The following is a 26,835-nucleotide window of genomic DNA, read 5'->3' as shown; positions in this document are numbered from 1 at the left end:
GTGAGTCGGACGAGTCAATTTATTAGTCAATTGGCTGATTAGCCAATTGACTAATAAGCTAATTAGCCGTGGTGGCTTTCATACTCTTTTACTTCTTTATGATCGTATTCCTCAACCATTAACTCTTCGATTGGCCTACCCTTTTTATCCCATCCCAAGCGGTGTAAAATGTTATCTACCACTTGATATACTACAGGCACAATAATCAAAGTTAAGAAAAGCGAGCTGATCAAACCACCTATAATAACCCAAGCAAGGCCATTTTTCCATTCAGAGCCGGCACTTGAAGCCAATGCGATGGGCAGCATCCCTATTACCATTGCAATAGTTGTCATCAAGATGGGACGCAAACGGGCATGGTTTGCATGGATAAGGGCCTGCCGTGTGCTATTCCCTTCCGCTTTCATTTGGTTGGTAAAATCCACCAAAATGATCGCATTTTTGGCAACGAGTCCGATAAGCATGATCAAGCCCAGAATAGTAAAGATATTCAATGAATTATTCGTCAATGCCAGGGCAAGCAATGCACCGATAACGGATAATGGAATGGAGAACATCACCACAAATGGGTACACAAAGCTATCATACAATGCTACCATAATCAAATATACCAAGACGATGGAAACCATCAAGGCAACGCCTAAGGTTCCGAAGCCCTCCGATTGATTTTCCATATCACCACCCCAAACATAGCTGACACCCGTCGGCTTCGGAATTGACCCTAACTTTCCTTCAAATTCCTGAATAACGGTACCCGATGGACGCCCCACGGCTTGCGATTGCACTTTAACCGAAGTACTTTTGTCCCTGCGCTCCAGTTGGCTAGGTCCCGAACCTTCTTTTACTACAGCAAATTGAGAAAGCTTAATGAGCTTACCGTCCTTGTTTGTGAAATAAAGATTCCGTACATCGTCAATATTCTTCCGGTCATAATCTTCAAAGCGAATATTGATATCATACTCATACTCGCCCTGGCGATATTTACCATCCGTATTACCATTAAAAGCGGTTTGCATGGTACCTCCAACAGTTTGCAGCGATAAACCAAGCGCGGTCATTTTATCGCGGTCTACTTCTACCGTGATTTCGGGATTTCCACTTTCCACTGAAAGTTTTGTTTCGGCAGCACCGGGAACTTTCGCTAAAAGCGCTCTTGCCTTTTCGGCATAAGCCAATACGCTATCCAGATCCGAACCGGTAACGACCATTTCAATTGGTGCTTGCTGCGCGGCTCCTAAAATATCAATCGGTACGGTTTTCACCTTGGCTCCTACCAATAACTTTTGAATTTCTCCTTTTAGCTTGGCAGCGTAAATATCAGATGATTCATCCCGTTCTTCTTTGGGAGTGAGTTTTACGGTAATTTCTGCTTTGTACGCAGTCGATTGATCAGCACCAAGGTTGTCGCTCGACTGACCGACGGTCGTGATTAAAGAAACAATTTCTTTCTTCTTGCTTAAGAAGTCCTCCGCCTTTCTAGTAACTTGGTTCGTTAATTCAAGAGAAGCATCTTTTGGCAATTCGATTTGGACCAAAAACTCCCCACGATCACTCTGTGCGAAGAATTCTGCTCCAATAAAACCACCAAAAGTTAATCCGCAAGACGAAACCAGTAAAAGTGAAACCGTAACGAGCGTGATTGCTTTATGATCCAAAGCCCAGTTTAATATACCCGTTACCCAATTAGTGAAACGATGCAACTGCTTTTCAAACCAAAGAATAAACCTTCCGATAAAATTACGGTTTGATATGCGTTCAAGTTTTCCAAATCGAGAGGTGAGTAGTGGTACGATGGAGAAAGAGGCCAATAAACTCAAAAGTGTAGAGATCATCACTACCACACAAAACTCCCGAAGAATATCAGATACTAAACCGGTACTCACTGAAATCGGAAGGAACACGACCACGATAACCATGGTGATAGACACAACGGTAAAACCAATTTCCTTGGTTGCGTCATAAGAAGCCCTCACTTTATTCTTTCCCATCTCCATATGCCGATAGATGTTTTCAATAACAACAATAGCGTCATCTACCAAAATACCTACCACAAGCGATAAACCGAGTAAAGACATGAGGTTTAATGTGAAACCAAAAAGGTAGATTCCAATAAAGGTTGCGACAAGTGAGGCAGGTATAGCCACCATAACGATGACGGCATTTCGTAAACTATGTAAAAAGAATAGCATCACCACCGCAACTAAGATAACGGCGAGGAATAAGTCATGTACCACCGCATCGGCTGATTCAAGCGTATAGTCGGACGTATCATTGGCGATAACAATCTGAAGATTTTCTTTTTGGTAATCAGTGGTCAAACGTTCAACAATTGCCCGTACTCCTTCACTTACTTTTACCGCATTTGCGTCCGAGGTTTTAAGGATCTGCAATATAATGGAGCCACTTCTATTTAGTCGCGCTATTTTTTCAGCATCCTCCTGTGCATCCTGTACGTCAGCAACGTCCATTAGTCGTATTTGTGCACCGTCGTCTGCCGTACTTATGACTAAATTTCGTAATTCATTAACCGATTTGTATTTACCGGCCAAGCGGATTAAGATATCTTGATTCTTGGTTTTTACACTTCCTGTTGGAAAATCCAGGTTCGAGTTGAGAATTACCTGTTGTACGTCCAGTGCAGACAAACCATAGGCTTCCAATTTCGCCGCGTTTAGGTTTACTTGTATCTCACGCTCCTGACCGCCGATTAAATTCACCTGCGCTACACCATTTACACGAGAAACAATGGGCTGAATGCGTTTATCAATTAAATCAAAAAATTGCGCATCATCCATATTGGCTGTAGCAGACAGCGTAATGATGGGGAGATCATCAAGCGAGAACTTGGCCAATGAGGGCGTTTCCGCGTCATCGGGCAGGTCTGACAATACTGCGTTGACTTTACGTTGCGCATCATTGATCGCATAATCGACATCCGCTTCACTGGTAAGCGTAATAGTAATAACAGAAAGCCCTTCAAAAGAAGTCGCTTCCAGTTTTTTAATATTCTCCATGGAAGACACTGCGTCCTCCAACTTCTTAGTAACGGTGTTTTCTACTTCATTCGGTGAGGCGCCCGGATAAATCGTTGAAATCGATACGACTCCCGGATTAAACTTAGGAAGCATCTCATAATTCAATGACAAATAACTAATGATTCCCAGTAAGGTTAAGGCGGTAAAGACCACGATAACAATAGAGGGGCGCTTTATAGATATTTCAGCAATTTTCATTCGAATAATTGTTTATTCATTTAAGTGACAAGGGTTTTATGCCCTATTTAGTCGTGTTATTACGTGCGTTTTCATTTGCCTGTGGTTTCACTTCCGTGCCATCAACAAGATTGATCTGGCCGCTGGTTATTACGGTTTCGCCTTCTTTCAGGCCGTCTATGATCTCTACCTGTTCACCTAAAATGCGTCCTGCAGTTACTTTCCGGAGTCGAGCAGTATTGCCATTTTGCAAAACAAATATTTCATTACTACTTACACTTCCCACAAAAGCACTTCGTGGTATAACAATTGTGGGTTGCTGTTCAGGTAAATCGAACGTAGCCGTTGCATACATACCCGCCTTTAATTGTTGAGTGCTGGAATTTTCCACTTGAATTTCTACCGGATAGTTCAGGGTATTGTCAGCTTTTGCAGCAATAAAGGAAATTTTACCACTGAATTTTTTGTCCGGAAATACGGTAGTTGTGATGCTTACCGGATCGCCAACTTTCAAGTTCACTACCTGTGATTCATTGGCATTAACAAGTAATTTGAGCCTCGAAACATCTACTATATCAAATAACGCTGTGCCGGGCGAAACATACGTACCCACTTCGATATTCCGCTTGTTAACAATACCCGATATGGGCGCTTTGATATAAGCATCAGCTAATCGGCGTTTAGCTTGTTGTACTTTATTTTCGGCATTGCGTACGTTGAGATTGATTTCGTCAAGTTGGGCCTTGGTAACACCACCGGTTTTAAAGGAGCTTTCGTATCGTTGCTGATCAGTCTTTAATTTACTCAATGCGTCTTCTGCCGCTTCCAGATCTAAATTAAGATATTCATCATCTATTCGCGTTAATAGTTGCCCACGGCTAACATGGGACCCTTCATCTACCAGGATTTGTGTAACTCGTCCGCTATTTTCTGCTAACAGGCTCAAATCTTGCCAAGCAGCGAAGTTGCCATTGGAAGAAAAATCGAGATTGATAGCCGATTTGCTAGCAGTGGTTGTACGCACCACAACAGCACCTGTACCCTTTGCTACGATATCCGTTTTGGCTTGGTTCTCTTTTTTGTTGTTATTCAATACCCACGCGATTATCGCCAGGGCACCGAGGACAATAAGTAGAGTAAAAATGATTCTTTTCATCTGTATATATTTATGTTTTACTTGCCAAATGAAGTGTACCATATCTGTTTAAAACTTGCATGTTAAGGTACGGGTGCTTCATTTGAATCTATCTATGGAATGAGAATGATCGGTTTGTATTTTATTCTGTTAAGAGTGATTTGATATTGCCGTTTGACTTAATCAGTTCGATTTGCGCTACTTTATAATTGAGTAGTGCCTCGTTATAACTGTTCTGCGCCGATACGAGATCCGTTTCTGCCGTTAATAGATCGGTTAAGCTTGCTAAGCCATTGCGATAATTGTTTTGCGTGCTATAGAATACTTCTTCGGCCAGTTTCTTATTTTCTTCTTGTGTTCGGATCGTTGTCAAGCTGTTCTTAAGTTGATTGTTTGCATTTTCATAAGCCATTTTTAAAGAGTTAGAGGTGTTTTTTATGTCTTGATAATTTTTTTGTATCTCAACATCCGCTTGCCTAACTCTGGAGCGTCTGGCAAAACCGTCAAATAGCGGCACTTTCAAGGTCAGCGTGATGGCAGACATATCAAAATTCAGCGCTTTGGACGAATAGGGATTAAATCTATTACTCTGTGTATTATAAATATAGTTGGCGCCAAGTGATAAGCTAGGGTAATATTCCGCAATTCTGGCCTTTTTTTGGTAACTTAATAAGGACTCTTGGCTTTTTAGTACTTTGTATTGCGCCATTCGATCCAAATTGAAACCATTGCCATCCAAGGCAAAGGCTTCCTGTTTTAAGGTCTGTAATTCACTTTGTGGAATTTGAATGTTTTCGTTAATGGGCATACCCATATAGTATTTAAGCAAGTTATTCTGTTGGGTGATAGCGGTTGATAAATCCTGTTTTTGAGATTCGAGATTGCTTAAGTTCACTTTCACTCGATCCAGATCGATTTTCTTTGCCAGGCCGAGATCATATTGACTGGAGGTCATCGTGAGCAATTTCTGCGTACGATCTATATTGGCATCAATCACCTTCATCTTTTCTTGATTGATGATTACCTGATAGTAGGCGGAAGCAACTTGTTGTATCACATTCTCTTCACTTACCTCTGCGGCCAATTTGTAATACTCTTCTGAACTTTTAGCCGCTTTTAATCCCGTAAAAACGGATTGGTTGAAGAGTTCCTGGTTCAATTGGACTTGTGTAAGGCCCGTCCAATATTGGCCCCCCGCAATGGCGACGAATTCACCGGGCTGGCCGCCCATGAATTCAGCCGGAACTACAAATTGTGGCAAAATCAAATTTCGTGTAAGGCTACTGGTGAGATCAACTTGCGGAAGCGCGCCGGCCCTTACTTCAGCTACTTTATGCCGACCGTTCAGGATGTCCAATCTGGCTTTTTCAAGGACCTCACTGTTTTTTATAGCATAGTTGAGCGCCTGCCTGAGCGTTAAGGAGTCTTGCGCTTTTAAACCTAAAGAGGAAATCAATATAAATGCGAAAACCAATAAGGGTTTTATAGATTTCATATGAGATGTTGTGTTATAATGTCAATTTGTTATCATTTTATGCCTTAGTCCATTTACAAATATCGCAGAGGCAATTTTCTGTTTTTCAAAGATTTCGCTGAAGATCGAAATTTCCGGAATGTCCTTGTTCGTAACTTTTGCTATGGAAACCATCGAGATACCTTTTAAGACGGTGAAATATATTTGAGACGTTTTTTCAACATCAAATGTTACAAGCTCGCCCGTTCCGATCGCTTTCGTAAATGCCAGACTGATCGCCGTTAATTCTTTGGTTTCAGCATAACGGCCTAATGCGTTTAACGCATCGATATTTAAGTTACTGTCGGCATAGCCCATGGTAACATGGAGTAGGTAATGCTTTTCAAAAAAGTTCTTCTTGATCCTTAAAAAGCCGGTCAAGGTATCCAGGATTTGATTCGACTCTTGAATAATACGGTGGTAGGCTTCCATCCCTTCTTCAATTAGATGTTTAATAACATCTACTACCAATGCGGATTTGTCCGGAAAATAATAATAGAGGTTTGCTTTTGATACGGAGATGTCCTCAGCAATTTCGTTCATGGTGGTTTTGTTAATACCGAAATGAGAAAATCTTCTTAAAGCCGCCTCAATGATGTGTTGCCTTTTTACTTCTATGTCCACGTTGACCTACTTACTTTTTAACTATTTTACTTTTTATCTGTATTGGTCAAAAATAAAATGCAAAAAGTTACGCATCAAAAAAAACAGATTAAATAATGCAATATGACTTTTCTATGACGTTTTTTGGAATCGCAAGCCGTTCAGAAAAATAACGGCTAACTTTTTTTGCATTTTTGATATTTCATCAAATTCCTCTTTGGTCGGAATAAACATGACTTTTTTGTCTTTCAGTACACAGAATCGCATGCCGATCATGGCATTCAAAAATATTTCTGCAGTTTGTACCGGATCATCAACACGGATTTCGTCTCGCTGATTGGCTTTTTTAAAAATTTCTGCCAAAATCTTGATCTCTAAATTGCTTACAAGTTGCATAACTCGCGCTAGCTCATCGGGCATTTCCATGAGTGAATTAAGACCCTGGTCAAATAAATTATAATACTTCATGGTGAAGGCCAGCCACATGTCGATCAGGTGCAATACCGCATCCTCACTTTCATCGATGTCTTTTAAACCCTGTTGGATTTTAGAGAACATTTTTTTTGCAATGTTTTCTAATACAGCGGCATATAAACTTATTTTATCGGGAAAGTAATAGTAGAGGAGCGCTTTGGAGAGGGATAGGTCTTTAGCGATTTCGGTCATGGTGGTTTTGGCAATGCCGAAATGTGCAAAACGTTTGGTAGCTGCTTCTATAATAAGCGTCCGCTTTTTATCGTGGTTATCCATTCGTGTCTTGTGTTCTGGAATACTGATGAATTAATTAGCTTATATTTGAACGATGCAAATAATAGCGCCTACCGGGGGCTAAGCTATTAATTGTATTCAACAAGTATCATATAAATATACGCAAAAATTGAAAAATTGAAAGAAAAAGTCAATAAACTAAAATTCTCCTTTGGTTCCAAAAACAGTTAAGCATCATTTAGTGACAAGATTTAAGAATGAATATAGTAAAACAAGTCTCATTAAAGACGTATAATACCTTCGGTGTGGACGTAAAAGCCGAGCAATTGGTACATATTGAGCACGAAAAGGATCTAACGCAATTGTATGATACAGGCGCGCTGCATCGCGATAAGCTCTTATTCATCGGCGGAGGCAGCAATATGTTGTTCGTCCGGGATTACGATGGATTGATAGTCCATATGGCGATAAAAGGCATTAAGCATCGCGAACGGGCCGGGGCTGTCGAGGTTCAGGCCGCAGGCGGCGAGGTTTGGCATCATTTGGTGCGCTATTGTGTCGACAGAGGTTTTGGAGGAATTGAAAATCTCAGTCTTATTCCGGGAACGGTTGGGGCCGCACCTGTTCAAAATATAGGAGCCTACGGTGTCGAGCTCCAAGATGTGTTTCTAAGTTGTCGTGCTTTTGAATTGGCCACCGGTACTTTTAAAACCTTTTATAAGGAGGATTGCCAATTCGGTTATCGAGAAAGTATATTTAAAGGTGCGTTGAAAGGAAAATATATTATTACAGAAGTAAACCTTTTATTGTCGAAGCAGTCTAAACTCAATACAACATATGGGGCAATTAATGAAGAACTAAATAGACGGGGGATTGCGCAACCGACTATCAAAGAGATTTCGGAGGTAGTATCTTCCATTCGGCAGAGCAAGTTACCGGATCCAAGTACAATCGGAAATGCAGGATCCTTTTTTAAGAATCCTGTTGTATCTGAGGACACTTTTAGGACCTTAGTGTCTGATTTTGTAGACATTGTTTACTATCCTTTTGGATTGAATCAATATAAGCTTGCCGCGGGTTGGCTTATTGAACAATGTGGATGGAAAGGAAAGGTAGTGGGAAATGTTGGTACTTGGAAAAATCAAGCTTTAGTGCTTGTTAACGACGGAAACGCCACAGGTTTAGAGATTTATAAGCTGTCCGAAACCATTATTGAAAGTGTGAAAAAACGTTTCGGTGTTTGCCTAGAGCGAGAAGTAAACGTCATTGGGGTTTAAGTAAAAATTAACTATTCATTAAAAATTATTTTCTTTTGAAACTTTGTCATTGTTTTGGCGAGATAGTTGTATTGATATAGTCGTTAAGGTATTATAAATAATTAAGCTATTTAAAATGCGATTGTATTAAACTCGGTAACAAGGAAAGCCTTGTTTCCACAAACCCTAAACAGTATGACAAAGCTAGAATTTAACACCATGGTAACCCAGCAGTCGGACTCGTTGAAAATGTATGCATTACACTTTACCCATGATGACGAGGACGCAAATGATTTAGTTCAGGATACTGTGCTCAAGGCAATTACTTATTATGAGAAGTTCAAAGAAGGTACTAATTTGAAAGGTTGGCTGTACACTATTATGAAGAATACCTTCATTAATAATTACCGCCGATTTGTAAAAATCAGCACCTTTGTTACGAAGTCTGATGAAATTTCTTCAGCCAATTTAGCCTATAGTGCGACTGGTAATAATGGAGAAAATAAGTTCGTAATGGATGACATCAAACATGCCATGACCAATCTTTCCGATGATTATTATGTCCCCTTTACGATGTATTTTGAAGGGTATAAATATCATGAGATTGCAGACCACCTAGATATACCTATCGGTACGGTGAAAACCCGGATACACGTAGCTCGTAAAACATTGAAAAAGTCGTTAAAGCCTTATCAATCAAGAGATAAGTCGCACGCCTACGCTGCTGCAGCTATTTAAAAAAAATTATTTCGTTAAAAATATAAGTATAAAGAGGGAAGCTCGGATCATAAGATTTGTCTTTCCTCTTTTTAATGCGATTTCTTTTTAGTTAAAATTTAAGGAGTTGCTCGCCTGCTCAAATGTTTTAGCGTTGATGGAGGGGGAGTTGTTAAGTTGGAAAGTAGTTGAGTAGTTGAGTTGGAAAGTAGTTGAGTGGTTGAGTTGGAAAGTAGTTGAGTAGTTGAGTTGGAAAGTAGTTGAGTGGTTGAGTTGGAAAGTAGTTGAGTAGTTGAGTAGGAAAGTAGTTGAGTAGTTGAGTAGGAAAGTAGTTGAGTAGTTAAGTTGGAAAGTAGTTGAGTAGTTAAGAAGGAAAGTAGTTGAGTAGTTAAGTAGGAAAATAGTTGCGTTGTTAAGCCTAAATGGGGTTATCACGGGATGATACCAAAGTAATATTATGCGTATTTTTGAATTCGAAAATACCTTTATGCAAACATATAGCAAAGCGCAGCTTGCCAAACGAAATGGACAGGATCGGGATGAAATTTGGATAGCTTTCAAAGGCAAGATTTACGATGTGACAGACAGTCGTCTGTGGCGAAACGGAACCCATTATGAACATTGGGCGGGTCAGGATTTGACGGAAGAGTTGACAGCTGCCCCACACACGGCCCTGGTCTTTGAGCGTTTTGAGGTAGTTGGAATGCTCGAGGATTGATAACCGTTGAGAATCCGAAAATTATCGCCTATACTGAAACCTTGAGCTAGCTACTCAGTAGGTAGTTTCTATCCTTATATTAAATAATAAAAGAAGTAAGGGTGCTGAATGTTTGAACCCGTTCGTGAATCTCCTGTGCACTGAGCGATTCGATCCGTTCGGTTCCGAACTTTTCTACGCAAAAGGAAGCTAATGCAGAACCGTAAATCACGGCAGCTTTCATGCTTTCAAAATTAATAAAACCCTTATTGGCTAAATAACCAATAAATCCACCTGCGAAGGTGTCGCCGGCACCGGTTGGATCAAAAACTTCTGCTAACGGGAGGGCAGGAGCAGCGAATATGCTGTTTTCGCCAAATAAAAGAGCGCCATGTTCACCTTTTTTAATAATCAAATATTTTGGTCCCATATTCAAAATGAGTTCAGCAGCTTTGACTAATGAATATTGACCGGATAGCTGACGGGCCTCTTCGTCGTTTATCGTTAACACATCCACTTGACGAAGTACTTTTTTCAGGTCGTCAAGCGCAATGTTCATCCAGAAGTTCATGGTGTCCATAACCACGAGCTTGGGCCGCCTTGTCAACCGTTCAAGCGCTGTGAGTTGAACCTGTGGACTTAAATTGCCTAATAGGATGTATTCGGCCATTTGGTAACTGCTCGGTATGATGGGGTCAAAGTCGCCTAAAACATTCAGCTCCGTAACAAGGGTATCACGTGTATTCATGTCGTTATGGTACTTTCCCGACCAGAAGAATGACTTTTCTCCCGCTTTGATCTGGATCCCTGAAATATCAATATGTTTATCAGTGAATTTTTCGAGGTTGCCCTGGCCAAAATCTTCACCAACTACACTGATTATCTTAACATCATCGTAAAGATAGGAAGCAGCAAGAGCTGCATAACTGGCGGCACCGCCGACAATTTTATCAGTTTTACCAAAAGGAGTTTCCAGGGCATCGAAAGCCACGGATCCGAGGATGATCAAGCTCATACTATTGTTTGTAACCTATGTAAACAAAAAAACCCCGTAAACTTACGGGGTTTGCTCCTGAAGCTGGGCTCGAACCAGCGACCCTCTGATTAACAGTCAGATGCTCTAACCAGCTGAGCTATTCAGGAGTGCTTTCTGGCTATTGCGGTCCACAAATATTGTCCTTTTGTGAACTGCGATGCAAATATAGGGTAATGTTTTAAATTGTCAAACGATTTTTTTGTTTTTTGTGCTTCTTATAGCGAATTGATCAATTAGAAGGCTCATTTTCAGAAGGAAAAAAATAGCACTTTTCCAAATCATTATGTCGAGAAGAGTGCGCTGGATGAAGGGCAGGGGGCCAAGACATCGATATGTGAACCAATCCGTATCAATCTTTCCATTACACTTCGTTGCGGTCGAGATCACGGACTGCCACGATAGTGGAATATGTGTCACTCGAAACAATACAAAAGGCCAATTGTTAGCTTAAAACAATGGATTTTGTCCATCAAGTATTTGCGCGGAATATCGTTTTATTTTCTTAGTGTTTGTTGTACACTATTGTTGAAATTTAATGCTATATTTGTCCGTGTATTTTTGACGATAAAAAAGGTAGATAATTTTGCGTAGCATCTTAAAAATTGTCACTTTTGCGCATCGTTTAAGAATCGGCATTTAAAATTAATATTATGAATATTGTAATCGTTGGCGGTGGTTTTGCTGGGATGAATTTGGCCAAGCAATTGTCAAAGGACGGCAGCCTGAACATTACATTGATAGATAAAAATAACTATCATTTCTTTCCTCCCCTAATTTATCAGGTAGCGACTGCTTTTATTGAAACATCGATTATTACTTATCCGTTTCGAAAAATGTTCAGTAGTGCGCGCAACTTTCGATTTCATTATGGAGGATTGGAATATATTGACACCCAAAACCAGGTGGTGACCACTACGTCAGGCAAAGTGTCTTATGACTACTTGGTGTTGGCGATGGGAACCGAAACTAACTATTTCGGTATGGCCAACGTAGAGAAGCATGCCGTACCAATGAAAACAATTGACGACGCGATCAATCTTCGTAATCACATTTTGCGCAATGGCGAGCGTGCTGCCCAAGAACATGATGATGAAGAACGTGAGAAGTTTTCAACAATCGTTATTTCAGGAGGCGGTCCAACCGGGGTTGAATTGGCGGGTATGTTAGCTTATATGAATAAGAAAATTTTGGCGAAAGAGTACCCTGAATTTTCTCCGAATGGCAAAATGCGGATTGTATTAGTTGATATGGCGCCAACGTTATTAGGACCGATGAGTAAGAAGTCACAACAAGAAGCTTTAGATGTGCTGCGCGATATGGGTGTGGAAGTAAAGTTGAACACCGGTGTAAAAGACTACGTAGATGGAAAGGTGTTGTTCGCTGACGGAACAAGCATCGCTACCGACACACTGATCTGGTCATCAGGTGTCATTGCAAAAGAAGCACCCGGTTTACCGAAAGAGGCGATTGGTCGTGGTAGAAGAATTTTGGTGGACGAATATAACCGGGTAAAAGGCTTGGATAACGTGTTCGCTATCGGAGATATCTGTTTGCAAACAACGGATAGCGCGTTTCCTAATGGGCACCCGCAATTGGCGCAAGTTGCTATTCAACAGGGAAAACTGCTGGCAGAAAACCTCGTTAATATGGTTGAAAAGCGACCCTTGAAGGCATTTAAATACAATGATAAAGGTAGCATGGCGATTATCACCAAGAATAAAGCGGTGGTAGATTTACCTAAATTTACATTCACCGGTTGGTTCGCCTGGTTAACTTGGTTGTTTATTCACATTATACCAATTGCCGGATTCCGCAATAAAATAAAGCTGGTAACCGGCTGGTTCTGGTCGTTCTTAACAAATAATCCAAGTTTACGTCTAATTATTCGGCCTATTGATCAGCACAAAAGTACCGAAGACGCCATGGTAGAAGAAGTTAAAAAATAATTTCCTTCTTATAAAAAAAGCGTCCGTTTCAGCACTGAAACGGACGCTTTTTTATGAACGCCTATTATATTATAGCAAACTTTGTAGCAAAGGTTTCCATCCAACAATACCGTCCAATAACTTTTCAAGGTCTTTGATGGCTACACGCTCTTGTTCCATGCTGTCGCGATGCCGAATAGTAACAGTATCATCTTGCAGACTTTGATGATCTACCGTAATACAGATTGGTGTACCAATCGCATCTTGCCGACGATAGCGTTTGCCGATCGCATCTTTCTCCTCGTAAATAATATTATAGTCGATTTTGAGTAAATCCATTACCTCCCTCGCTTTTTCAGGCAAGCCATCTTTTTTTGTCAAGGGAAATACCGCCGCTTTAATAGGGGCAAGCGCGGGATGAAGATGTAATACAGAGCGGGAATCCTGCTTTTCATCTGTGCTCAAATCTTCCTCTTCATAAGCGTTACAAAGGATGGTTAAGAACATACGATCCAAACCAATGGAAGTTTCAATAACATAAGGAACATAATTCTGGTTAATCTCCGGATCAAAATATTGCAGTTTCTTTCCCGAAAAAGTTTGATGTTGACTTAAATCAAAGTCGGTCCGGGAATGAATGCCTTCCACTTCTTTGAAACCGAACGGGAATTCATATTCAATATCAACTGCGGCATTGGCATAATGTGCTAATTTTACATGGTCATGATAACGGTATTTCGAAGGATTCGGCTTTAAAGCTAAATGCCACTTTAAACGTGTTTCCTTCCATTGGTTATACCACTCAAGCTCGGTGCCCGGGCGAACGAAAAATTGCATTTCCATTTGCTCAAATTCACGCATACGCATGATAAACTGGCGAGCAATTACTTCATTTCGGAAGGCTTTTCCGATTTGAGCGATACCAAAAGGAATCTTCATCCTACCGGTTTTCTGTACATTCAGAAAATTGACGAAAATACCTTGCGCGGTTTCCGGGCGAAGATACACCTCCTCAGACCCATCGGCCATAGCACCCATTTGCGTACTGAACATTAAATTAAACTGACGGACCTCGGTCCAATTTTTCGTTCCCGAAACGGGGCAGGCAATTTCATGTTCTTCAATGATGGATTTTAGTCGACCTAAATCATCGCTGTTTAAGGCAGCATCTAGATCGGCTTGGAGTTTCGCCGCTTTATCGGTTTTACCATCCTTTTCATACCGTGCTATTTTATCTTCAATTAGCTGATCTGCCCGGTAACGTTTTTTTGAATCTTTGTTATCAATCATCGGATCGTTAAAACCATCAACATGGCCGGAAGCTTTCCATATTTTAGGATGCATAAAAATAGCCGAATCTATCCCTACAATATTCTCATTTAACTGCACCATAGCCTTCCACCAATAGGTTTTAATATTGTTTTTCAACTCAGCCCCTAATTGGCCGTAATCGTACACGGCACTTAAACCATCGTAGATTTCACTGGAAGGGAATACAAAACCATATTCCTTTGCATGTGATATAACATTTTTAAAAAGTTCGTCGTTAGTCTTCATTCTTACCTTTTTATATAAGCGTCGAAACGAGCTGTTAAAGCGACAGCTCTTATTTCTTTTGAAATAAATTTAAACGGATTTTAACAGGTTGAGCTATCGTTCTCTTGTCGTTTTCCATAGCAGAGACAAACCTATACAAAATTCTTTTATTTTTCGCTATAAATTAAATTCCTATCCGGGAAATCGCTTTAATTCCTTTAAGCCCTTCAGATAGGAAACACTTTTTTGTTTTATAAGAATATGGCGTTCATATTATAAGAAAAGAAAGCGAAGTGTTGTTTTACAAGGTGTTTGTCAATAGCTTTGTAGGATCAAATCGAGCAGCATCACAAAATTTCATGAAGCGGTTATATTTAAGTTTATTATGGTTACTGAGCATCGGTATAAGCGCTTGCTCATTAACGGAGGCGACAGGCAACGGTTACAGTGAGGCTTCTAAAATAGCACTTTCTTCAGTTGAGGACTTGTATAGGTTTATGACCTATAGTGATCGACGTGTACCCCTTGTTAGTGCACACCGCGGTGGGCCCGAGCCGGGATATCCTGAAAATGCCATTGAAACATTTCAACATAGTGCTAATAAACAACCGCTAATCATCGAATGTGATATTGCGTTAACGAAAGACTCCGTTTTGGTGATGATGCACGATGATAAACTAGATCGTACAACGACGGGCAAGGGGTTGCTTAGCAATCATACCTTGGCCGAACTTAAGGCACTAAAATTAAAAGACAATGAAGGTAAGGTTACATCCTTTAAAATTCCTACACTGGATGATGTGTTGAAGTGGGGAAAGGGAAAAGTAATCTTTACGTTGGATATAAAAAGAGGCGTGCCGATGGATTTGGTAGTGGACGCTGTCAAGCGTCATCAGGCGGCCTCTTACTCCGTTATCATCACCTACAATGCCACCCAAGCGGCTCAGGTACATCAACTGGCTCCTGATTTGATGATATCGGCCAGTATCCGAAAGATGGATGATTTGTTGCGATTGAACGATTACGGTATTCCCGATAACAGATTGCTCGCCTTTGTAGGCGTCAGTGAGCCCGAGCCATCCTTATATAAGCGGTTGCATGAGCACGGGATTATGTGTATATTAGGAACTATGGGCAACTTGGATAAACGGGCGGAAAGTCGGGGTGATGGCCTTTACTATCAACTTATAGAACGAGGTGCCGATATTTTATCCACCGATCGGCATAATGAAGCAGGCGTGCAACTGGCAAAATACCGTAAAGATCATCAGATTCGGGCTTATTGATAACTGAAAATTTAGTTGCTATGTTGCTAGCGGTCAAGAACCTCACCAAAACATTTGGAAATCAAGTAGCCGTCAATGATATCTCCTTCGGTATCGAGGAAGCAAAGGTCGTTGGATTTTTAGGTCCCAATGGGGCCGGGAAATCGACTACAATGAAAATGATTACCGGATTTATCAGGCCTTCTACAGGAAGTGTAAGCATTCACGGGATCGATGTGCAGGAAAAAGAATATGAAGCAAAACGTTTACTAGGCTATCTGCCGGAAAATAACCCTTTATATGGAAGTATGTATGTTCGCGAGAGCTTGCAATATACCGGGAAGCTATATCGCTTACCTAACTTATCTAAACGTATAGAAGAAGTTATTGATATGGTAGGTTTAGGAGACGAGCAGCAGAAAAAAATCAAACAGTTGTCGAAGGGATATAAGCAGCGTTTGGGGATTGCGCAAACCTTATTGCATAATCCACCCGTGTTAATTTTGGATGAGCCGACGGCGGGGTTGGATCCAAACCAATTGCATGAAATCAGAAATTTGATCCGTTTATTGGGGCAGGAAAAGGTTGTAGTCTTATCCACACACATAATGCAGGAAGTAGAGGCCATTTGCCAAGAGGTAATTTTTATTAATAAAGGAAAGCTAGTAGGAAACTTTTCAATTGAAAAAAGGCCTGAGATGTTCGAAAACAAGAACTTAGAGCAAGTGTTTTACGATTTGACCAAATAATATTTTTAAAGCGAACGGTTTTCAAAAAAACATTATGGCATGTTTTATGTTAATTACCTAGTAACAATTAACAAATTAGATAATTAACAATTGAAAACTATGAAGCGTGTATTTTTATTCTCTGCATTAGTATTAGGAAGTTTCCTAGGGCTAAAAGCCCAAAACGTGGACGTAAACAAGCCACAGATGTCTGAAAGTGTAGGTATGGTTCCTATACAGAAAGGTAACTGGATGGTTGGCGGAAGCTTAGGATCCATGGGCTATAGTTTTGAAGGCGAATCTTTCAATGTCAATATTAACCCGCGAGCCGGTTATTTTGTTTCTGACGGTATAGCTATTGGTTTATCACTCAATGGTGGATTCCAGTCAGTAAAAGATGCTGATGATATTTGGACTTATGGAGTAGCTCCCTTTGTTCGCTACTTTTTCCCGGAAGGTTCGTCTGCTACCGGACGTTTCTTTGGTCAGGGAGAAGTAGGTATTGCAGGGGCTAATAACGGAAGTGATGTAACCTTTGCTGCCGGAGTTGGTTTAGGTTATGCGCACTTTATTACGAGAAGTGTTGCATTGGAAGCAGTTGTAGGGTATAATTATTCAAAGGCCAACAATGCGAGCGCTCAGGCACAAAATGGTTTAGGGTTTAATTTGGGTTTCCAAATTTATCTTCCTGGACAAGGTAACCGATAAAAAGCACTTAACATGAACAAGAAGAGGAGGCTCCGAACCACGGGCTTCCTCTTTTTTGTTTTTAATTTCGACCACATTCCCGTTTTTAGCGCTTTTTTGTAACTTCGAGACCTACAAATAAATCGTGAATCCGTGTTCAGCATTCTGATAAAAGACGTTTCTATTTTTTTTCATTCACTCGTTGGCTATTTAACCATTGCGCTTTTTTTAGTGGTATCAGGTCTCTTTCTTTGGGTCTTTCCCGAAACGAGCGTTCCGGAATATGGATATGCCACCCTAACCGGTTTTTTTTCTATAGCTCCCTATATCTTTATGTTTCTGATCCCCGCCATTACCATGCGGGCTATTGCAGGAGAGCGGGAAGAGGGTACCTACGAATGGTTGATGACAAAGCCCATAAGTTATTGGCAGCTCATCCTCGCTAAATATGCAAGCTGTTTACTTATTGTCACTATGGCCATTTTACCAACCGGTGTTTATTATATAAGCATTTATTATTTAGGTGCTCCGGTTGGCAATATCGATACCGGGGCCGTTATTGGTTCCTATATCGGACTCTTCTTGCTGGGAGCTGCATTTTGCGCGATTGGAATCTTTATCTCAGCCGTTTGCACCAACGCGGTAGTCGCCTTTTTGCTAAGCGCCTTTTTGTGTTTCACCCTCTTTATCGGGTTTGATTATTTGTCCACTTTGTTTGTTGATAGTGCCCTCTCGGAAGCCTTTACTTATTTAGGCATACTCGCTCATTACGATTCGGTTAGTCGTGGGGTACTCGATCTCCGCGATTTTTGCTTTTTTATAAGTTTCAGCGCCCTATTTCTCTTACTGACCTATCTTTTTATCGAAAGAGGCAGAAAAACAGTTTGGGGGCAGCTGAAGGGAATCATTTTACTACTTGTTGCCTTGTTGGGTGTCAATTTTCTTGCCAATTATAATTTTTTCAGGCTAGATTTTACCAGCGAAAAAAGGTATACGCTATCAGAGGTTTCCAAAGATGTGTTGCGGTCATTAACGGACGACCTTCGCGTAGTTGTCTTTTTAGAGGGCGAATTACCTGCCGGATTCCAACGGCTAAAAGGAGCTACTAAAGACATGTTGGCCGATCTAAAAGCCTATGCAGGAGGGCAAATCAAATATACTTTTATCAACCCGTTGAGCGAAAGCGGCGGACAAGAACAATCGTATGTAGAGGCTTTGGCTGCACGTGGTATAGAGCCTACCAATCTCAGTGTCAAAACAAGCGAGGGGTTGTCACAGAAAACGATTTTCCCCGTAGCGGTATTGATGTATGGTGATGAGGAACTACCGGTGCAGCTTTTGCAGAATAATCGATTTATTAATCCCGAAGATGTATTGAATAATTCTGTTCAGAATCTGGAGTACACGTTCATCAACGGTATTAAGAAAATAACTTCCGGTGGAAAGCCGATAGTCGCTTTCACTGAAGGGCATGGTGAGCTGAACGATCTACAGGTTTATGATGCAATGCATAGTTTGGGAATCACCTATCAGGTGGGCCGGTTAAATTTAGATTCGATTTCTTTCGAAACGTTAAAACAGATCAAGGTGATGGTGGTAGCCAAGCCACAAAAGGCTTTTCCCGAGCTTCATAAATTTAAAATTGACTATTTTGTGCAACATGGTGGCAAGGTCTTGTGGGCCGTTAATCAGACGCAGGTCGAATTGGACAGTATGCGGAACTCAGGCAATCAAGTGGCAGTAGCCCGGTCGCTCAATTTAGATGACATGCTCTTTAAATACGGTGTGCGGCTGAACTATAATTTGATAGCTGATCTCAATTGCGCACAGATTCCGCTTCGGGTTGGTGAAGTAGGAGGGGCCGATCAATTTCAGCTTGTTCCCTGGTTGTTTTATCCTATTTTGGTGCCGAAGGCTACCCATCCGATTATAAAGAATATTGATGGCATACGTAGTGAATTTTCGGGAACGGTTGACACATTGCCGGCCGTCAATATCAAGAAAGAGATTATCCTGCGTTCGTCTCCCTTTAGTAAGGCGCTTAATGTACCGACACTAATTTCGCTTGATATGGTTTCACAAAATCCGAAGCCGGAAGATTTTAGGAGTACCGGCTATCCTGTGGGCGTGGTACTGGAAGGAGCGTTTCCTTCAGTGTTTAAAAACAGACCCGTTCCCGAACCGCTTGTTGATACATTCAGCTGTCGGCAGCAAAGCCCGCAATTGTCCGGTAAGATGATTGTGTTGTCGGACGGTAACATACTTAAAAATGAGATCAATCAACAAGAACGTATGCCCTATAGCTTAGGTTGGGACCGCGCTACACAACAGCAGTATGGCAATAAGACCTTGCTGCTGAATATGGTTGATTATTTAAATGATGAAAGCGGAATTATTGCCTTACGTGAAAAAGAAGTGAAACTTCGTTTGTTGGATAAGTTGCTCATCAAGAATGATAAACTTTTTTGGCAAATACTCAATGTAGGAGGACCGCTATTGCTGCTATTTCTTTTTGGCCTATTACAGCACTGGATACGGAAGCGGAAATACGCCCATTAAATGGAGCGGTGTTTCCGCTTTCCTAAATCAGAGCTGCTTCCGTGTGTCGGGAAGACAGTTCTGTAATTAACGAGCTTTCATGGAGCCGTTTTCCCTGAATCGTTTATGCCATAAGAAAGCTTCATCCAAGAGATGGGGTGTTTGACCACCAATTTCGGCGACGGCGCGATCAAAGTAAGATTGCAACTCTTCTTTATAATCCGGGTGCACGCAGTTTCCAATAATCTTAAGTGCTCGCTCTCGTGGCGCTAAGCCTCGTAGGTCGGCATAACCTACATCGGTTACCACAACATCTACATTATGTTCATTGTGGTCGACATGCGTTACCATCGGCAACACATGGGAGATTTTATTTTCTTTAGAGGCCGCTTGCGTGACAAATATGCTAATATGCGCATTGCGGGCAAAATCGCCCGAACCTCCGATGCCATTCATCATCTGTGTTCCCGCAATATGCGAAGAATTTACATTGCCATAGATGTCGAATTCAATAGCCGTATTGATGCCGATGATGCCCAAGCGCCGGATAACTTCCGGGGCATTGCTAATGCTCTGTGGGCGCAATACCACCTTGTCTTTGTATTTTTCAAGATTGTCAAAAACCCGTTGGTAGCACGCTGCGGATACGGTAATGGAAGCTGCGGAAGCAAAGGTAAGTTTGCCTGCGTCAATTAAATCAAAAGCACTGTCTTGCAGTACTTCCGAGAACATGGTGAGCCCTTCAAAGTCGCTTTCCGCGAGTCCTGTAAGCACGGCATTAGCTACCTTACCAATGCCTGCCTGTAAAGGACGCAGCGATTTTGACAAACGACCGTTTTTTACTTCCTCGGTAAAGAAGTCGATTAAATGATGAGCAATAGCAGCAGTTTTATCATCAATTACTGCAATATCGGCAGGGCTATCTTGTTGATGACTCAATACAATGGCTGCAATTTTCTCGGGCTCGACGTTGATAACAGCGGATCCAATGCGATCGTTCGGTCGAAAAATCTCAATGGCTTTACGATTGGGATAGGCCTCAGGAAGGTAAATATCATGTAAGCCATGTACATTTGTCTGTACGGCTGTATTAATCTCAATGATCACCTTTTTTGCTTTATCGGCAAAAATGGGCGAGTTACCAACAGAAGTGGTGGGCACAATTCCGCCTTCAGCGGTAATATAGGCTGCTTCAATAATTGCGATGTCAATCTCCGGGAGATGATGATCTAACAGCATTTCGCTGGTTTCACTTAAGTTTTGATCCACAAATAATACGTCGCCCCGGTTGATGGCTTTCCGTAATACCTTATCTACCTGAAAAGGCATGCGCCGAGCCAAGACACCCGCTTCTGTGAGTTTAGCATCTGTTTCGTGACCCAAAGACGCACCGGTAATCAGTGTGATTTTTATAGGACGTGAGGTGTTGTTCGCTGCCAAAGCGGGAAGAATAACCTTACTGTCGCCTGCTTTGGTGAAGCCGCTGGAGGCTATCACCATCCCATCTTGAAATAAATCCAATACTTCGCTTACCTCTTTTACCCGATCCAACAAAGAGGTGTTTCTTATTCTATCGGTATGCATAGTTATTTGTTTATTTAGGAAATAATAATTTAGCCCCAAGCGTTTTAAAATATTACAATTATACCATTTTTACGATCGTCCTGTTTATTTTTGGTAGACATAGATTTATCGAGGGTAGCCAAAAAAGATGTGTTTGTTATATTTGTTCTGTACCTTCGTGATCAATCAGTATGACAGGCGAAAAATATTACATCACAGACGTAGATAAAAAAGAAGACAGTATATATTGTTATCATAACCAGATGGGTGAGAAATTTATACCCAGCCATCATCACAAAAAGGGACAATTTTTGTATACCGAAGGAGGCGTTGTATTTGTGAAAACCCAAGAAAAATCGTATTTCCTTCCTGCCAGACACTATATGTGGATTGCCCCCGGCGTGGAACACAGCATTCATCCGAGCTCGCCTGAAGTGATTATGCGAAATCTCTATTTTCCGATTTACGCCACTGACGATGCTTTCTATTTTAATACCAGTATCCATCCGGTAAACGATTTGCTATTGGAACTTATGCTGTTCACGCATCGATGGACCGGACATATCGACCCACAAGATAGAACAGCCTATACAATTGTGGATGCTTTTAAGGTACTACTGCCACAGATCAGTAACTTTTCGCTGCCCTTATCGTTGCCTTTAGCCAAAAATAAGCGCCTGAAAGAAGTTACGGTGTATTTAGAGGAGAACTTGGGTAAGGATTTTTTATTCAACGATCTGGCCACCGGGTTTGGTTTCAGCCCGCGTTCGCTCTCGCGGCTCTTTCAAAAGGACTTAGGCATGTCCTTTATTCAGTATTTAACCGCTTTACGCATGTTGAAAGCCCTCCAACTCCTGTTGGAGAAGTCATTATCCATTAATGAGGTTGCATCTAAAGTAGGCTATAGTAGCTTACCCACCTTCAGCAATACATTTCAAAAAATAATTGGTGTTCGCCCAAGTGAGTACATCAAGATGAATATGATGAGCGGACGGGACAACTCATAACTTTTTTTAACTTTCTCCATTCTTTTTATTATCATTGCCGTTATATTTGACAGATATGAGATTCATCGTTTCAACTTCAACTTTACTTAAACAATTACAAGCCGTAAATGGTGCATCAAGTAGCAGCACTGTGTTGCCAATATTAGAGAATTTTCTGTTTGAGATAAAAGATAATTCACTTACAATTTCGGCTACCGACCTGCAAACGAGCATGATAACCTCTTTACAGGTAGAGTCGAAAGAAGAAGGTAAGGTTGCCGTTCCCGCTAAGATCTTAATCGAAACCTTGAAAACACTGCCGGACCAACCGATTGCATTTTCAGTCGATACACAGACTTTTGCGATCGAAATCAGCGCCGGTGATGGAAAGTATAAATTGAGTGGCGAAAATGCCGATGATTTTCCGAAAATCCCCGTTGTCGAAAACCCGTCTACCGTCCGTATTCCGGCGTCTGTTTTATCGGAGGCAATCAGTAAAACGATTTTTGCTGTAAGCAACGATGAGCTACGGCCGGCGATGACCGGTGTGCTTTGCCAGCTAACACCCCAAAATACAACCTTTGTTTCTACTGACGCCCACAAGCTCGTACGTTACCGTCGAGCAGACGTTAAATCAGAGCAGGTAACATCCATGATTCTTCCAAAGAAGGCACTGACTTTACTAAAAAGCTCTTTACCTTCAGAAGATGTTGATGTTGCTGTTGAATATAACAATACCAGTGCTTTCTTTAAATTCGGTAATATCCATTTAATTTGTCGCCTGATCGATGAACGTTATCCGGATTACGAAGCAGTCATTCCGCAGGTAAACCCCAATAAATTAACGATTGATCGCTTGTTGTTGCTGAACTCACTTCGACGGGTTGTCATTTTTGCTAATAAAACGACGCATCAGGTACGTTTAAGAATAACCGGTAGCGAGCTCAATATTTCTTCAGAGGACCTGGATTTTGCCAACGAAGCACATGAACGCTTAAGCTGTCAATATGAGGGAGAGGATACGGAGATCGGCTTCAACGCCAAGTTTTTAATCGAAATGCTTAGCAATCTGGAGTGTGAAGAAGTTGTCCTTGAGATGAGTACACCAAACCGTGCCGGTCTGTTATTGCCTGCGGTAGAGGAAGAAAATGAAAACATACTCATGCTGGTGATGCCGGTTATGCTGAACAGTCAAGGATAATTTAGTCATTTCGGAAAAAAGAAGAATACGTGGAAGTAATTAGCTCAATCATTGATTTCATCCTGCATATCGACAAGCACCTCGTAGAGATTGTCAATGAGTACCAGACGTGGACGTACCTAATACTCTTCTTAATTATTTTTGCAGAAACCGGTTTGGTGGTAACACCCTTTCTGCCCGGCGATTCTTTGCTTTTTGCAGCGGGGGCGATTGTTGCTAAGCCGGATACGGACTTGAATATTTTCCTAATGTGCGTACTGCTGATCATTGCCGCTGTATTGGGCGACTTGGTTAATTACCATATAGGTAAATATGTAGGTCCGGTTGCCTTCAGTGGAAAGTATAAACTTTTAAAAAAGGAGTATTTGGAGAAAACGCAACGCTTCTATATTAAGCATGGCGGTAAAACCATTATTTATGCTCGTTTTATTCCTATTGTAAGAACCTTTGCACCCTTTGTTGCAGGCATCGGCACGATGAGTTATGGCAAGTTTGCCTCGTACAACGTAGTGGGCGGTTGCCTTTGGGTAGCGTCTTTTCTGTTTTTAGGATACTATTTTGGTGGATTGCCCGTTATAAAGAATAACTTCACCTATGTGATATTTGCGATTATTCTGCTGTCGCTATTACCGCCTCTCATTGAGATGTTAAGGGGTAAAAGCAAGCAAAAAGAGGCAAGTGAAGGCCTTTGATGGCTAAGATCATTTCAATAAAAAAAATTTCTAGAGCGAATAAGGTGCTCCCCGCATCAAGAAAATTAAAAAAATAATTCGCTAAGTATTTGATAGTTAAAGGAAGTTTTCTATCTTTGCCGTCCCTTTGTGGGATTAGTATGTCTTGAACGAAGCCCTACTGCTTCGATGGACAAAAATAGAAATTAAATAAAATGTCAGGAATCATTGGTAAAAAAGTAGGAATGACCAGCATTTTCGATGCCGAAGGAAAAAATATTCCTTGTACGGTAATCGAAGCTGGCCCGTGCGTGGTAACGCAGATACGCACGGTAGAAAATGACGGTTATACAGCAATCCAGCTGGCTTTCGACGAAAAGAAAGAGAAGAACACGACCGCATCATTGAAAGGGCACTTTGCGAAAGCAAATACAACGCCTAAGCGTAAGTTGGTAGAATTTGAGGTTTTCCCTGAGGAGAAAAATCTTGGAGATGTTGTTACAGTTGATATATTCGCTGAAGGCGATTATATCGATGTAGTAGGTACTTCTAAAGGTAAAGGTTTCCAGGGCGTTGTGAAACGTCACGGCTTCGGTGGTGTAGGTGGCCAAACCCATGGTCAGCACAACCGTATGCGTGCACCGGGTTCATTAGGTGCTTCATCTTGGCCTTCTCGCGTATTCAAGGGTATGCGTATGGCCGGCCGCACAGGTGGCGACCGCGTTAAGGTTCAAAACTTACAAGTGTTGAAAGTGTACCCAGAGAAAAACTTGCTAGTTGTTAGCGGTTCGGTTCCGGGTGCAAAGGGTTCTTACGTAATCGTAGATAAATAAGAAGATGGAAGTACAAGTTTTAAACATTTCAGGTAAAGAAACAGGTGCCAAGGTGCAACTTCCTGAAGCGGTATTCGGTGTAACCCCCAACGATCACGCTATCTATTTAGATGTTAAGCAGTACTTGGCTAATCAACGTCAAGGTACACACAAATCTAAGCAACGTAACGAGATTGCCGGTTCTACCCGCAAATTACACAAACAAAAAGGTACTGGTGGAGCCCGTGCCGGTAGTATTAAGTCACCCTTGTTCAACGGTGGTGGCCGTATCTTTGGTCCTCAACCCCGTGATTACAGCTTCAAATTGAACAAAAAGTTAAAAGCTTTAGCTCGTAAATCTGCTTTAAGTTACAAAGCACAAGAGAACAACATTGTAGTTTTGGATGAAGTGAATTTCGATTCTATCAAAACTAAAAACTATGTGAAGCTTGTGAACGACTTAAACGTAGCGAACGAGAAAACCCTATTGGTTTTACCGGCTTTGAACAAGAATGTTTATTTATCTAGCAGAAACTTGAAAAAAACAAAAGTGATTACTGCAGCTGATATTAATACCTACGACGTATTAAATGCAGGTAAACTTTTGTTGACTACCGAGACTGTTAAAACATTGGAGGAGGCATTTGCCAAGTAACATGGAGATTATTAAGAAACCCGTATTAACAGAAAAAGCGGCACTTTTAACAGAAAAGTTGAATCGCTATACATTTAAGGTGGACCATAGAGCCAATAAGATACAGATCAAAGCTGCAGTTGAACAAATGTTCGGCGTTAATGTGGAGTCTGTAAACACCATGGTTGTTTGCGGAAAGACCAAGAGCCGTTACACAAAAGCAGGGAATATCTCGGGCCGTGCTCCTAAATATAAGAAAGCCATCATTACATTGAAAGATGGTGAAACTATTGACTTTTACAGTACTATATAATTAGAAATGGCAGTTAAAAGATTCAAACCGGTTACTCCAGGTACTCGTTTTCGGGTAGGAGCTGACTATAGCGATGTAACAACTAATGTACCTGAAAAATCATTAGTCGTTAAAATCAAAAAGTCAGGAGGTAGAAATAATACCGGTAAAATGACTATGCGTTATCTCGGTGGGGGACATAAGAAATCATACCGATTGATAGATTTTAAACGCGATAAAAAAGATATCCCCGCAAAAGTAGCCACTATAGAATACGATCCAAACCGTACAGCACGTATTGCTTTGTTGCATTATGTAGATGGCGAAAAACGTTACATTATTGCTCCGGAGGGCTTACAAGTTGGTCAGACAATTGTTGCCGGCGAACAAGTTGCCCCTGAAGTAGGAAATACATTACCATTAAAAAATATTCCGCTAGGTTCGATCATCCACAATATCGAGTTGAATCCGGGACAGGGTGGATCTATTGCGCGCAGTGCCGGAACTTATGCTCAGCTTTCTGCTCGTGATGGTAAATATGCGATCATTAAATTGCCTTCCGGCGAAACCAGGATGATTTTATCAACCTGTGTTGCTACAATCGGGGCGGTTTCGAATGCCGAAAAAGCTAACCAAGTGTTAGGTAAGGCAGGTAGAAAACGCTGGTTGGGCCGCCGTCCGCGTGTTCGTGGTGTAGCTATGAACCCGGTAGATCACCCTATGGGTGGTGGTGAAGGTAGAGCATCCGGAGGTCATCCACGCTCACGTAAGGGCTTGTTAGCAAAAGGCTTCAAGACTCGGTCAAAGAAAAAAACATCGAATCGTTACATCATTGAGAGAAGGAAAAAATAATGGCTCGTTCAATTAAAAAAGGTCCTTATATCGATCATAACTTAGAAAGAAAAGTTCTTTCTATGAATGAAACCAATAAAAAATCAGTTGTTAAAACTTGGTCACGTAGATCTATGATTTCACCTGATTTTGTTGGTCATACCTTCGCAGTTCACAACGGAAATAAATTTATTCCGGTGTATGTAACCGAGAACATGGTTGGCCATAAATTGGGGGAGTTTGCTCCAACTAGAACATTTAGAGGTCACGCTGAAAAGAAAAAATAATA

Annotated in this window: 24 protein-coding genes and 1 tRNA gene; 16 read left to right on the top strand and 9 right to left on the bottom strand. The window is 41.3% G+C overall.

The window, feature by feature from the left end:
* Positions 1–62 precede the first annotated feature (62 nt).
* From E0E36_RS00780 to E0E36_RS00760, 5 genes are all read right to left on the bottom strand, one after another.
* Positions 63–3,233 (bottom strand): efflux RND transporter permease subunit, encoded by a 3,171-nt coding sequence (locus E0E36_RS00780; RefSeq protein WP_130854413.1) that lies wholly within the window; start codon positions 3,231–3,233, stop codon positions 63–65.
* 43 nt (positions 3,234–3,276) lie between these two features.
* Positions 3,277–4,368, bottom strand: a complete 1,092-nt coding sequence (locus E0E36_RS00775) for an efflux RND transporter periplasmic adaptor subunit (protein WP_049795143.1) — start codon at positions 4,366–4,368, stop codon at positions 3,277–3,279.
* Between the two features lie 121 nt (positions 4,369–4,489).
* The gene (locus E0E36_RS00770) at positions 4,490–5,842 is read right to left on the bottom strand and encodes a TolC family protein (RefSeq protein ID WP_013664983.1); all 1,353 of its coding nucleotides are present in this window, start codon (positions 5,840–5,842) and stop codon (positions 4,490–4,492) included.
* A 21-nt stretch (positions 5,843–5,863) separates the two neighbouring features.
* Complete coding sequence (locus E0E36_RS00765) at positions 5,864–6,484, bottom strand: TetR/AcrR family transcriptional regulator (protein ID WP_013664984.1); 621 nt, start codon at positions 6,482–6,484, stop codon at positions 5,864–5,866.
* A gap of 111 nt (positions 6,485–6,595) precedes the next feature.
* Complete coding sequence (locus E0E36_RS00760; protein WP_130854412.1) at positions 6,596–7,213, bottom strand: TetR/AcrR family transcriptional regulator; 618 nt, start codon at positions 7,211–7,213, stop codon at positions 6,596–6,598.
* Between the two features lie 215 nt (positions 7,214–7,428).
* Between E0E36_RS00760 and murB the strand changes: the two genes are divergently transcribed.
* The 3 genes from murB to E0E36_RS00745 all read left to right on the top strand — a co-directional run bounded on the left by murB (position 7,429) and on the right by E0E36_RS00745 (position 9,862).
* A complete protein-coding gene (gene murB / locus E0E36_RS00755) occupies positions 7,429–8,448 on the top strand; it encodes a UDP-N-acetylmuramate dehydrogenase (RefSeq protein ID WP_130854411.1) in 1,020 nt (339 codons plus the stop codon).
* A gap of 174 nt (positions 8,449–8,622) precedes the next feature.
* Entirely contained in the window at positions 8,623–9,165 is a 543-nt protein-coding gene (locus tag E0E36_RS00750) for an RNA polymerase sigma factor (protein WP_041387207.1), read from the top strand.
* A gap of 466 nt (positions 9,166–9,631) precedes the next feature.
* Positions 9,632–9,862, top strand: a complete 231-nt coding sequence (locus tag E0E36_RS00745) for a cytochrome b5 domain-containing protein (protein WP_130854410.1) — start codon at positions 9,632–9,634, stop codon at positions 9,860–9,862.
* A 79-nt stretch (positions 9,863–9,941) separates the two neighbouring features.
* Here E0E36_RS00745 and E0E36_RS00740 read toward each other — a convergent pair whose 3' ends face one another.
* Together E0E36_RS00740 and E0E36_RS00735 are read right to left on the bottom strand one after the other, a co-directional pair.
* Entirely contained in the window at positions 9,942–10,856 is a 915-nt protein-coding gene (locus E0E36_RS00740; protein WP_013664989.1) for a PfkB family carbohydrate kinase, read from the bottom strand.
* 54 nt (positions 10,857–10,910) lie between these two features.
* Positions 10,911–10,984: transfer RNA gene (locus tag E0E36_RS00735), tRNA-Asn, on the bottom strand.
* A 543-nt stretch (positions 10,985–11,527) separates the two neighbouring features.
* On the opposite strand from E0E36_RS00735, the gene E0E36_RS00730 reads away from it, so the two are divergent.
* Positions 11,528–12,823, top strand: coding sequence for an NAD(P)/FAD-dependent oxidoreductase (locus E0E36_RS00730; RefSeq protein WP_130854409.1), 1,296 nt, complete (start codon positions 11,528–11,530; stop codon positions 12,821–12,823).
* A gap of 69 nt (positions 12,824–12,892) precedes the next feature.
* Here E0E36_RS00730 and E0E36_RS00725 read toward each other — a convergent pair whose 3' ends face one another.
* On the bottom strand, positions 12,893–14,359 hold the full coding sequence (locus E0E36_RS00725; RefSeq protein WP_130854408.1) for a glycine--tRNA ligase: 1,467 nt from the start codon (positions 14,357–14,359) through the stop codon (positions 12,893–12,895).
* A gap of 338 nt (positions 14,360–14,697) precedes the next feature.
* On the opposite strand from E0E36_RS00725, the gene E0E36_RS00720 reads away from it, so the two are divergent.
* The 4 genes from E0E36_RS00720 (at position 14,698) to gldG (ending at position 19,577) form a co-directional block, all read left to right on the top strand.
* On the top strand, positions 14,698–15,624 hold the full coding sequence (locus E0E36_RS00720) for a glycerophosphodiester phosphodiesterase family protein (RefSeq protein WP_041387212.1): 927 nt from the start codon (positions 14,698–14,700) through the stop codon (positions 15,622–15,624).
* A gap of 20 nt (positions 15,625–15,644) precedes the next feature.
* Complete coding sequence (locus tag E0E36_RS00715; RefSeq protein WP_013664993.1) at positions 15,645–16,352, top strand: ABC transporter ATP-binding protein; 708 nt, start codon at positions 15,645–15,647, stop codon at positions 16,350–16,352.
* 99 nt (positions 16,353–16,451) lie between these two features.
* Positions 16,452–17,039 carry a hypothetical protein gene (locus E0E36_RS00710; RefSeq protein WP_013664994.1) on the top strand — a complete coding sequence of 196 codons (588 nt, stop codon included), beginning with the start codon at positions 16,452–16,454 and terminating at the stop codon, positions 17,037–17,039.
* Between the two features lie 132 nt (positions 17,040–17,171).
* Complete coding sequence (gene gldG, locus E0E36_RS00705) at positions 17,172–19,577, top strand: gliding motility-associated ABC transporter substrate-binding protein GldG (RefSeq protein WP_130854407.1); 2,406 nt, start codon at positions 17,172–17,174, stop codon at positions 19,575–19,577.
* A 66-nt stretch (positions 19,578–19,643) separates the two neighbouring features.
* Here the strand turns inward: gldG and E0E36_RS00700 are convergent, their stop codons facing one another.
* Positions 19,644–21,140 (bottom strand): succinate CoA transferase, encoded by a 1,497-nt coding sequence (locus tag E0E36_RS00700; protein ID WP_130854406.1) that lies wholly within the window; start codon positions 21,138–21,140, stop codon positions 19,644–19,646.
* 170 nt (positions 21,141–21,310) lie between these two features.
* Here E0E36_RS00700 and E0E36_RS00695 point away from each other — a divergent pair, with 170 nt between their 5' ends.
* The 8 genes from E0E36_RS00695 (at position 21,311) to rpsS (ending at position 26,833) form a co-directional block, all read left to right on the top strand.
* Positions 21,311–22,126: a helix-turn-helix domain-containing protein gene (locus E0E36_RS00695; RefSeq protein WP_130854405.1), complete on the top strand. Its 816-nt coding sequence runs from the start codon at positions 21,311–21,313 to the stop codon at positions 22,124–22,126.
* 55 nt (positions 22,127–22,181) lie between these two features.
* Positions 22,182–23,306, top strand: a complete 1,125-nt coding sequence (gene dnaN / locus E0E36_RS00690; protein WP_013664998.1) for a DNA polymerase III subunit beta — start codon at positions 22,182–22,184, stop codon at positions 23,304–23,306.
* Positions 23,307–23,335: 29 nt separating this feature from the next.
* Entirely contained in the window at positions 23,336–23,998 is a 663-nt protein-coding gene (locus E0E36_RS00685; protein WP_013664999.1) for a DedA family protein, read from the top strand.
* A gap of 194 nt (positions 23,999–24,192) precedes the next feature.
* Positions 24,193–24,810 (top strand): 50S ribosomal protein L3, encoded by a 618-nt coding sequence (gene rplC, locus E0E36_RS00680; RefSeq protein ID WP_013665000.1) that lies wholly within the window; start codon positions 24,193–24,195, stop codon positions 24,808–24,810.
* Between the two features lie 4 nt (positions 24,811–24,814).
* Positions 24,815–25,444, top strand: coding sequence for a 50S ribosomal protein L4 (rplD, locus tag E0E36_RS00675; RefSeq protein ID WP_013665001.1), 630 nt, complete (start codon positions 24,815–24,817; stop codon positions 25,442–25,444).
* A 1-nt stretch (position 25,445) separates the two neighbouring features.
* Complete coding sequence (gene rplW / locus E0E36_RS00670; RefSeq protein WP_013665002.1) at positions 25,446–25,736, top strand: 50S ribosomal protein L23; 291 nt, start codon at positions 25,446–25,448, stop codon at positions 25,734–25,736.
* Positions 25,737–25,742: 6 nt separating this feature from the next.
* On the top strand, positions 25,743–26,567 hold the full coding sequence (gene rplB / locus E0E36_RS00665) for a 50S ribosomal protein L2 (RefSeq protein ID WP_013665003.1): 825 nt from the start codon (positions 25,743–25,745) through the stop codon (positions 26,565–26,567).
* Entirely contained in the window at positions 26,567–26,833 is a 267-nt protein-coding gene (rpsS, locus tag E0E36_RS00660; RefSeq protein WP_013665004.1) for a 30S ribosomal protein S19, read from the top strand. The genes rplB and rpsS overlap by 1 nt, the downstream gene beginning before the upstream one ends.
* Positions 26,834–26,835 lie beyond the last annotated feature (2 nt).

Origin of the sequence: Olivibacter jilunii, from assembly GCF_900607235.1 — a bacterium.
GTDB lineage: Bacteria > Bacteroidota > Bacteroidia > Sphingobacteriales > Sphingobacteriaceae > Olivibacter > Olivibacter oleidegradans.
The sequence above is the reverse complement of the archived record's forward strand: the minus strand, read 5'-3'. Positions and strand labels throughout refer to the sequence as shown.

Excerpts from the sequence above, each read along its gene's own strand:
- E0E36_RS00780 (WP_130854413.1), bottom strand. The coding sequence starts at position 3,233 with ATGAAAATTGCTGAAATATCTATAAAGCGCCCCTCTATTGTTATCGTG.
- E0E36_RS00775 (WP_049795143.1), bottom strand. The coding sequence starts at position 4,368 with ATGAAAAGAATCATTTTTACTCTACTTATTGTCCTCGGTGCCCTGGCG.
- E0E36_RS00770 (WP_013664983.1), bottom strand. The coding sequence starts at position 5,842 with ATGAAATCTATAAAACCCTTATTGGTTTTCGCATTTATATTGATTTCC.
- E0E36_RS00760 (WP_130854412.1), bottom strand. The coding sequence starts at position 7,213 with ATGGATAACCACGATAAAAAGCGGACGCTTATTATAGAAGCAGCTACC.
- murB (WP_130854411.1), top strand. The coding sequence starts at position 7,429 with ATGAATATAGTAAAACAAGTCTCATTAAAGACGTATAATACCTTCGGT.
- E0E36_RS00750 (WP_041387207.1), top strand. The coding sequence starts at position 8,623 with ATGACAAAGCTAGAATTTAACACCATGGTAACCCAGCAGTCGGACTCG.
- E0E36_RS00745 (WP_130854410.1), top strand. The coding sequence starts at position 9,632 with ATGCAAACATATAGCAAAGCGCAGCTTGCCAAACGAAATGGACAGGAT.
- E0E36_RS00740 (WP_013664989.1), bottom strand. The coding sequence starts at position 10,856 with ATGAGCTTGATCATCCTCGGATCCGTGGCTTTCGATGCCCTGGAAACT.
- E0E36_RS00730 (WP_130854409.1), top strand. The coding sequence starts at position 11,528 with ATGAATATTGTAATCGTTGGCGGTGGTTTTGCTGGGATGAATTTGGCC.
- E0E36_RS00725 (WP_130854408.1), bottom strand. The coding sequence starts at position 14,359 with ATGAAGACTAACGACGAACTTTTTAAAAATGTTATATCACATGCAAAG.
- E0E36_RS00720 (WP_041387212.1), top strand. The coding sequence starts at position 14,698 with ATGAAGCGGTTATATTTAAGTTTATTATGGTTACTGAGCATCGGTATA.
- E0E36_RS00715 (WP_013664993.1), top strand. The coding sequence starts at position 15,645 with ATGTTGCTAGCGGTCAAGAACCTCACCAAAACATTTGGAAATCAAGTA.
- E0E36_RS00710 (WP_013664994.1), top strand. The coding sequence starts at position 16,452 with ATGAAGCGTGTATTTTTATTCTCTGCATTAGTATTAGGAAGTTTCCTA.
- E0E36_RS00700 (WP_130854406.1), bottom strand. The coding sequence starts at position 21,140 with ATGCATACCGATAGAATAAGAAACACCTCTTTGTTGGATCGGGTAAAA.
- E0E36_RS00695 (WP_130854405.1), top strand. The coding sequence starts at position 21,311 with ATGACAGGCGAAAAATATTACATCACAGACGTAGATAAAAAAGAAGAC.
- dnaN (WP_013664998.1), top strand. The coding sequence starts at position 22,182 with ATGAGATTCATCGTTTCAACTTCAACTTTACTTAAACAATTACAAGCC.
- rplC (WP_013665000.1), top strand. The coding sequence starts at position 24,193 with ATGTCAGGAATCATTGGTAAAAAAGTAGGAATGACCAGCATTTTCGAT.
- rplD (WP_013665001.1), top strand. The coding sequence starts at position 24,815 with ATGGAAGTACAAGTTTTAAACATTTCAGGTAAAGAAACAGGTGCCAAG.
- rplW (WP_013665002.1), top strand. The coding sequence starts at position 25,446 with ATGGAGATTATTAAGAAACCCGTATTAACAGAAAAAGCGGCACTTTTA.
- rplB (WP_013665003.1), top strand. The coding sequence starts at position 25,743 with ATGGCAGTTAAAAGATTCAAACCGGTTACTCCAGGTACTCGTTTTCGG.
- rpsS (WP_013665004.1), top strand. The coding sequence starts at position 26,567 with ATGGCTCGTTCAATTAAAAAAGGTCCTTATATCGATCATAACTTAGAA.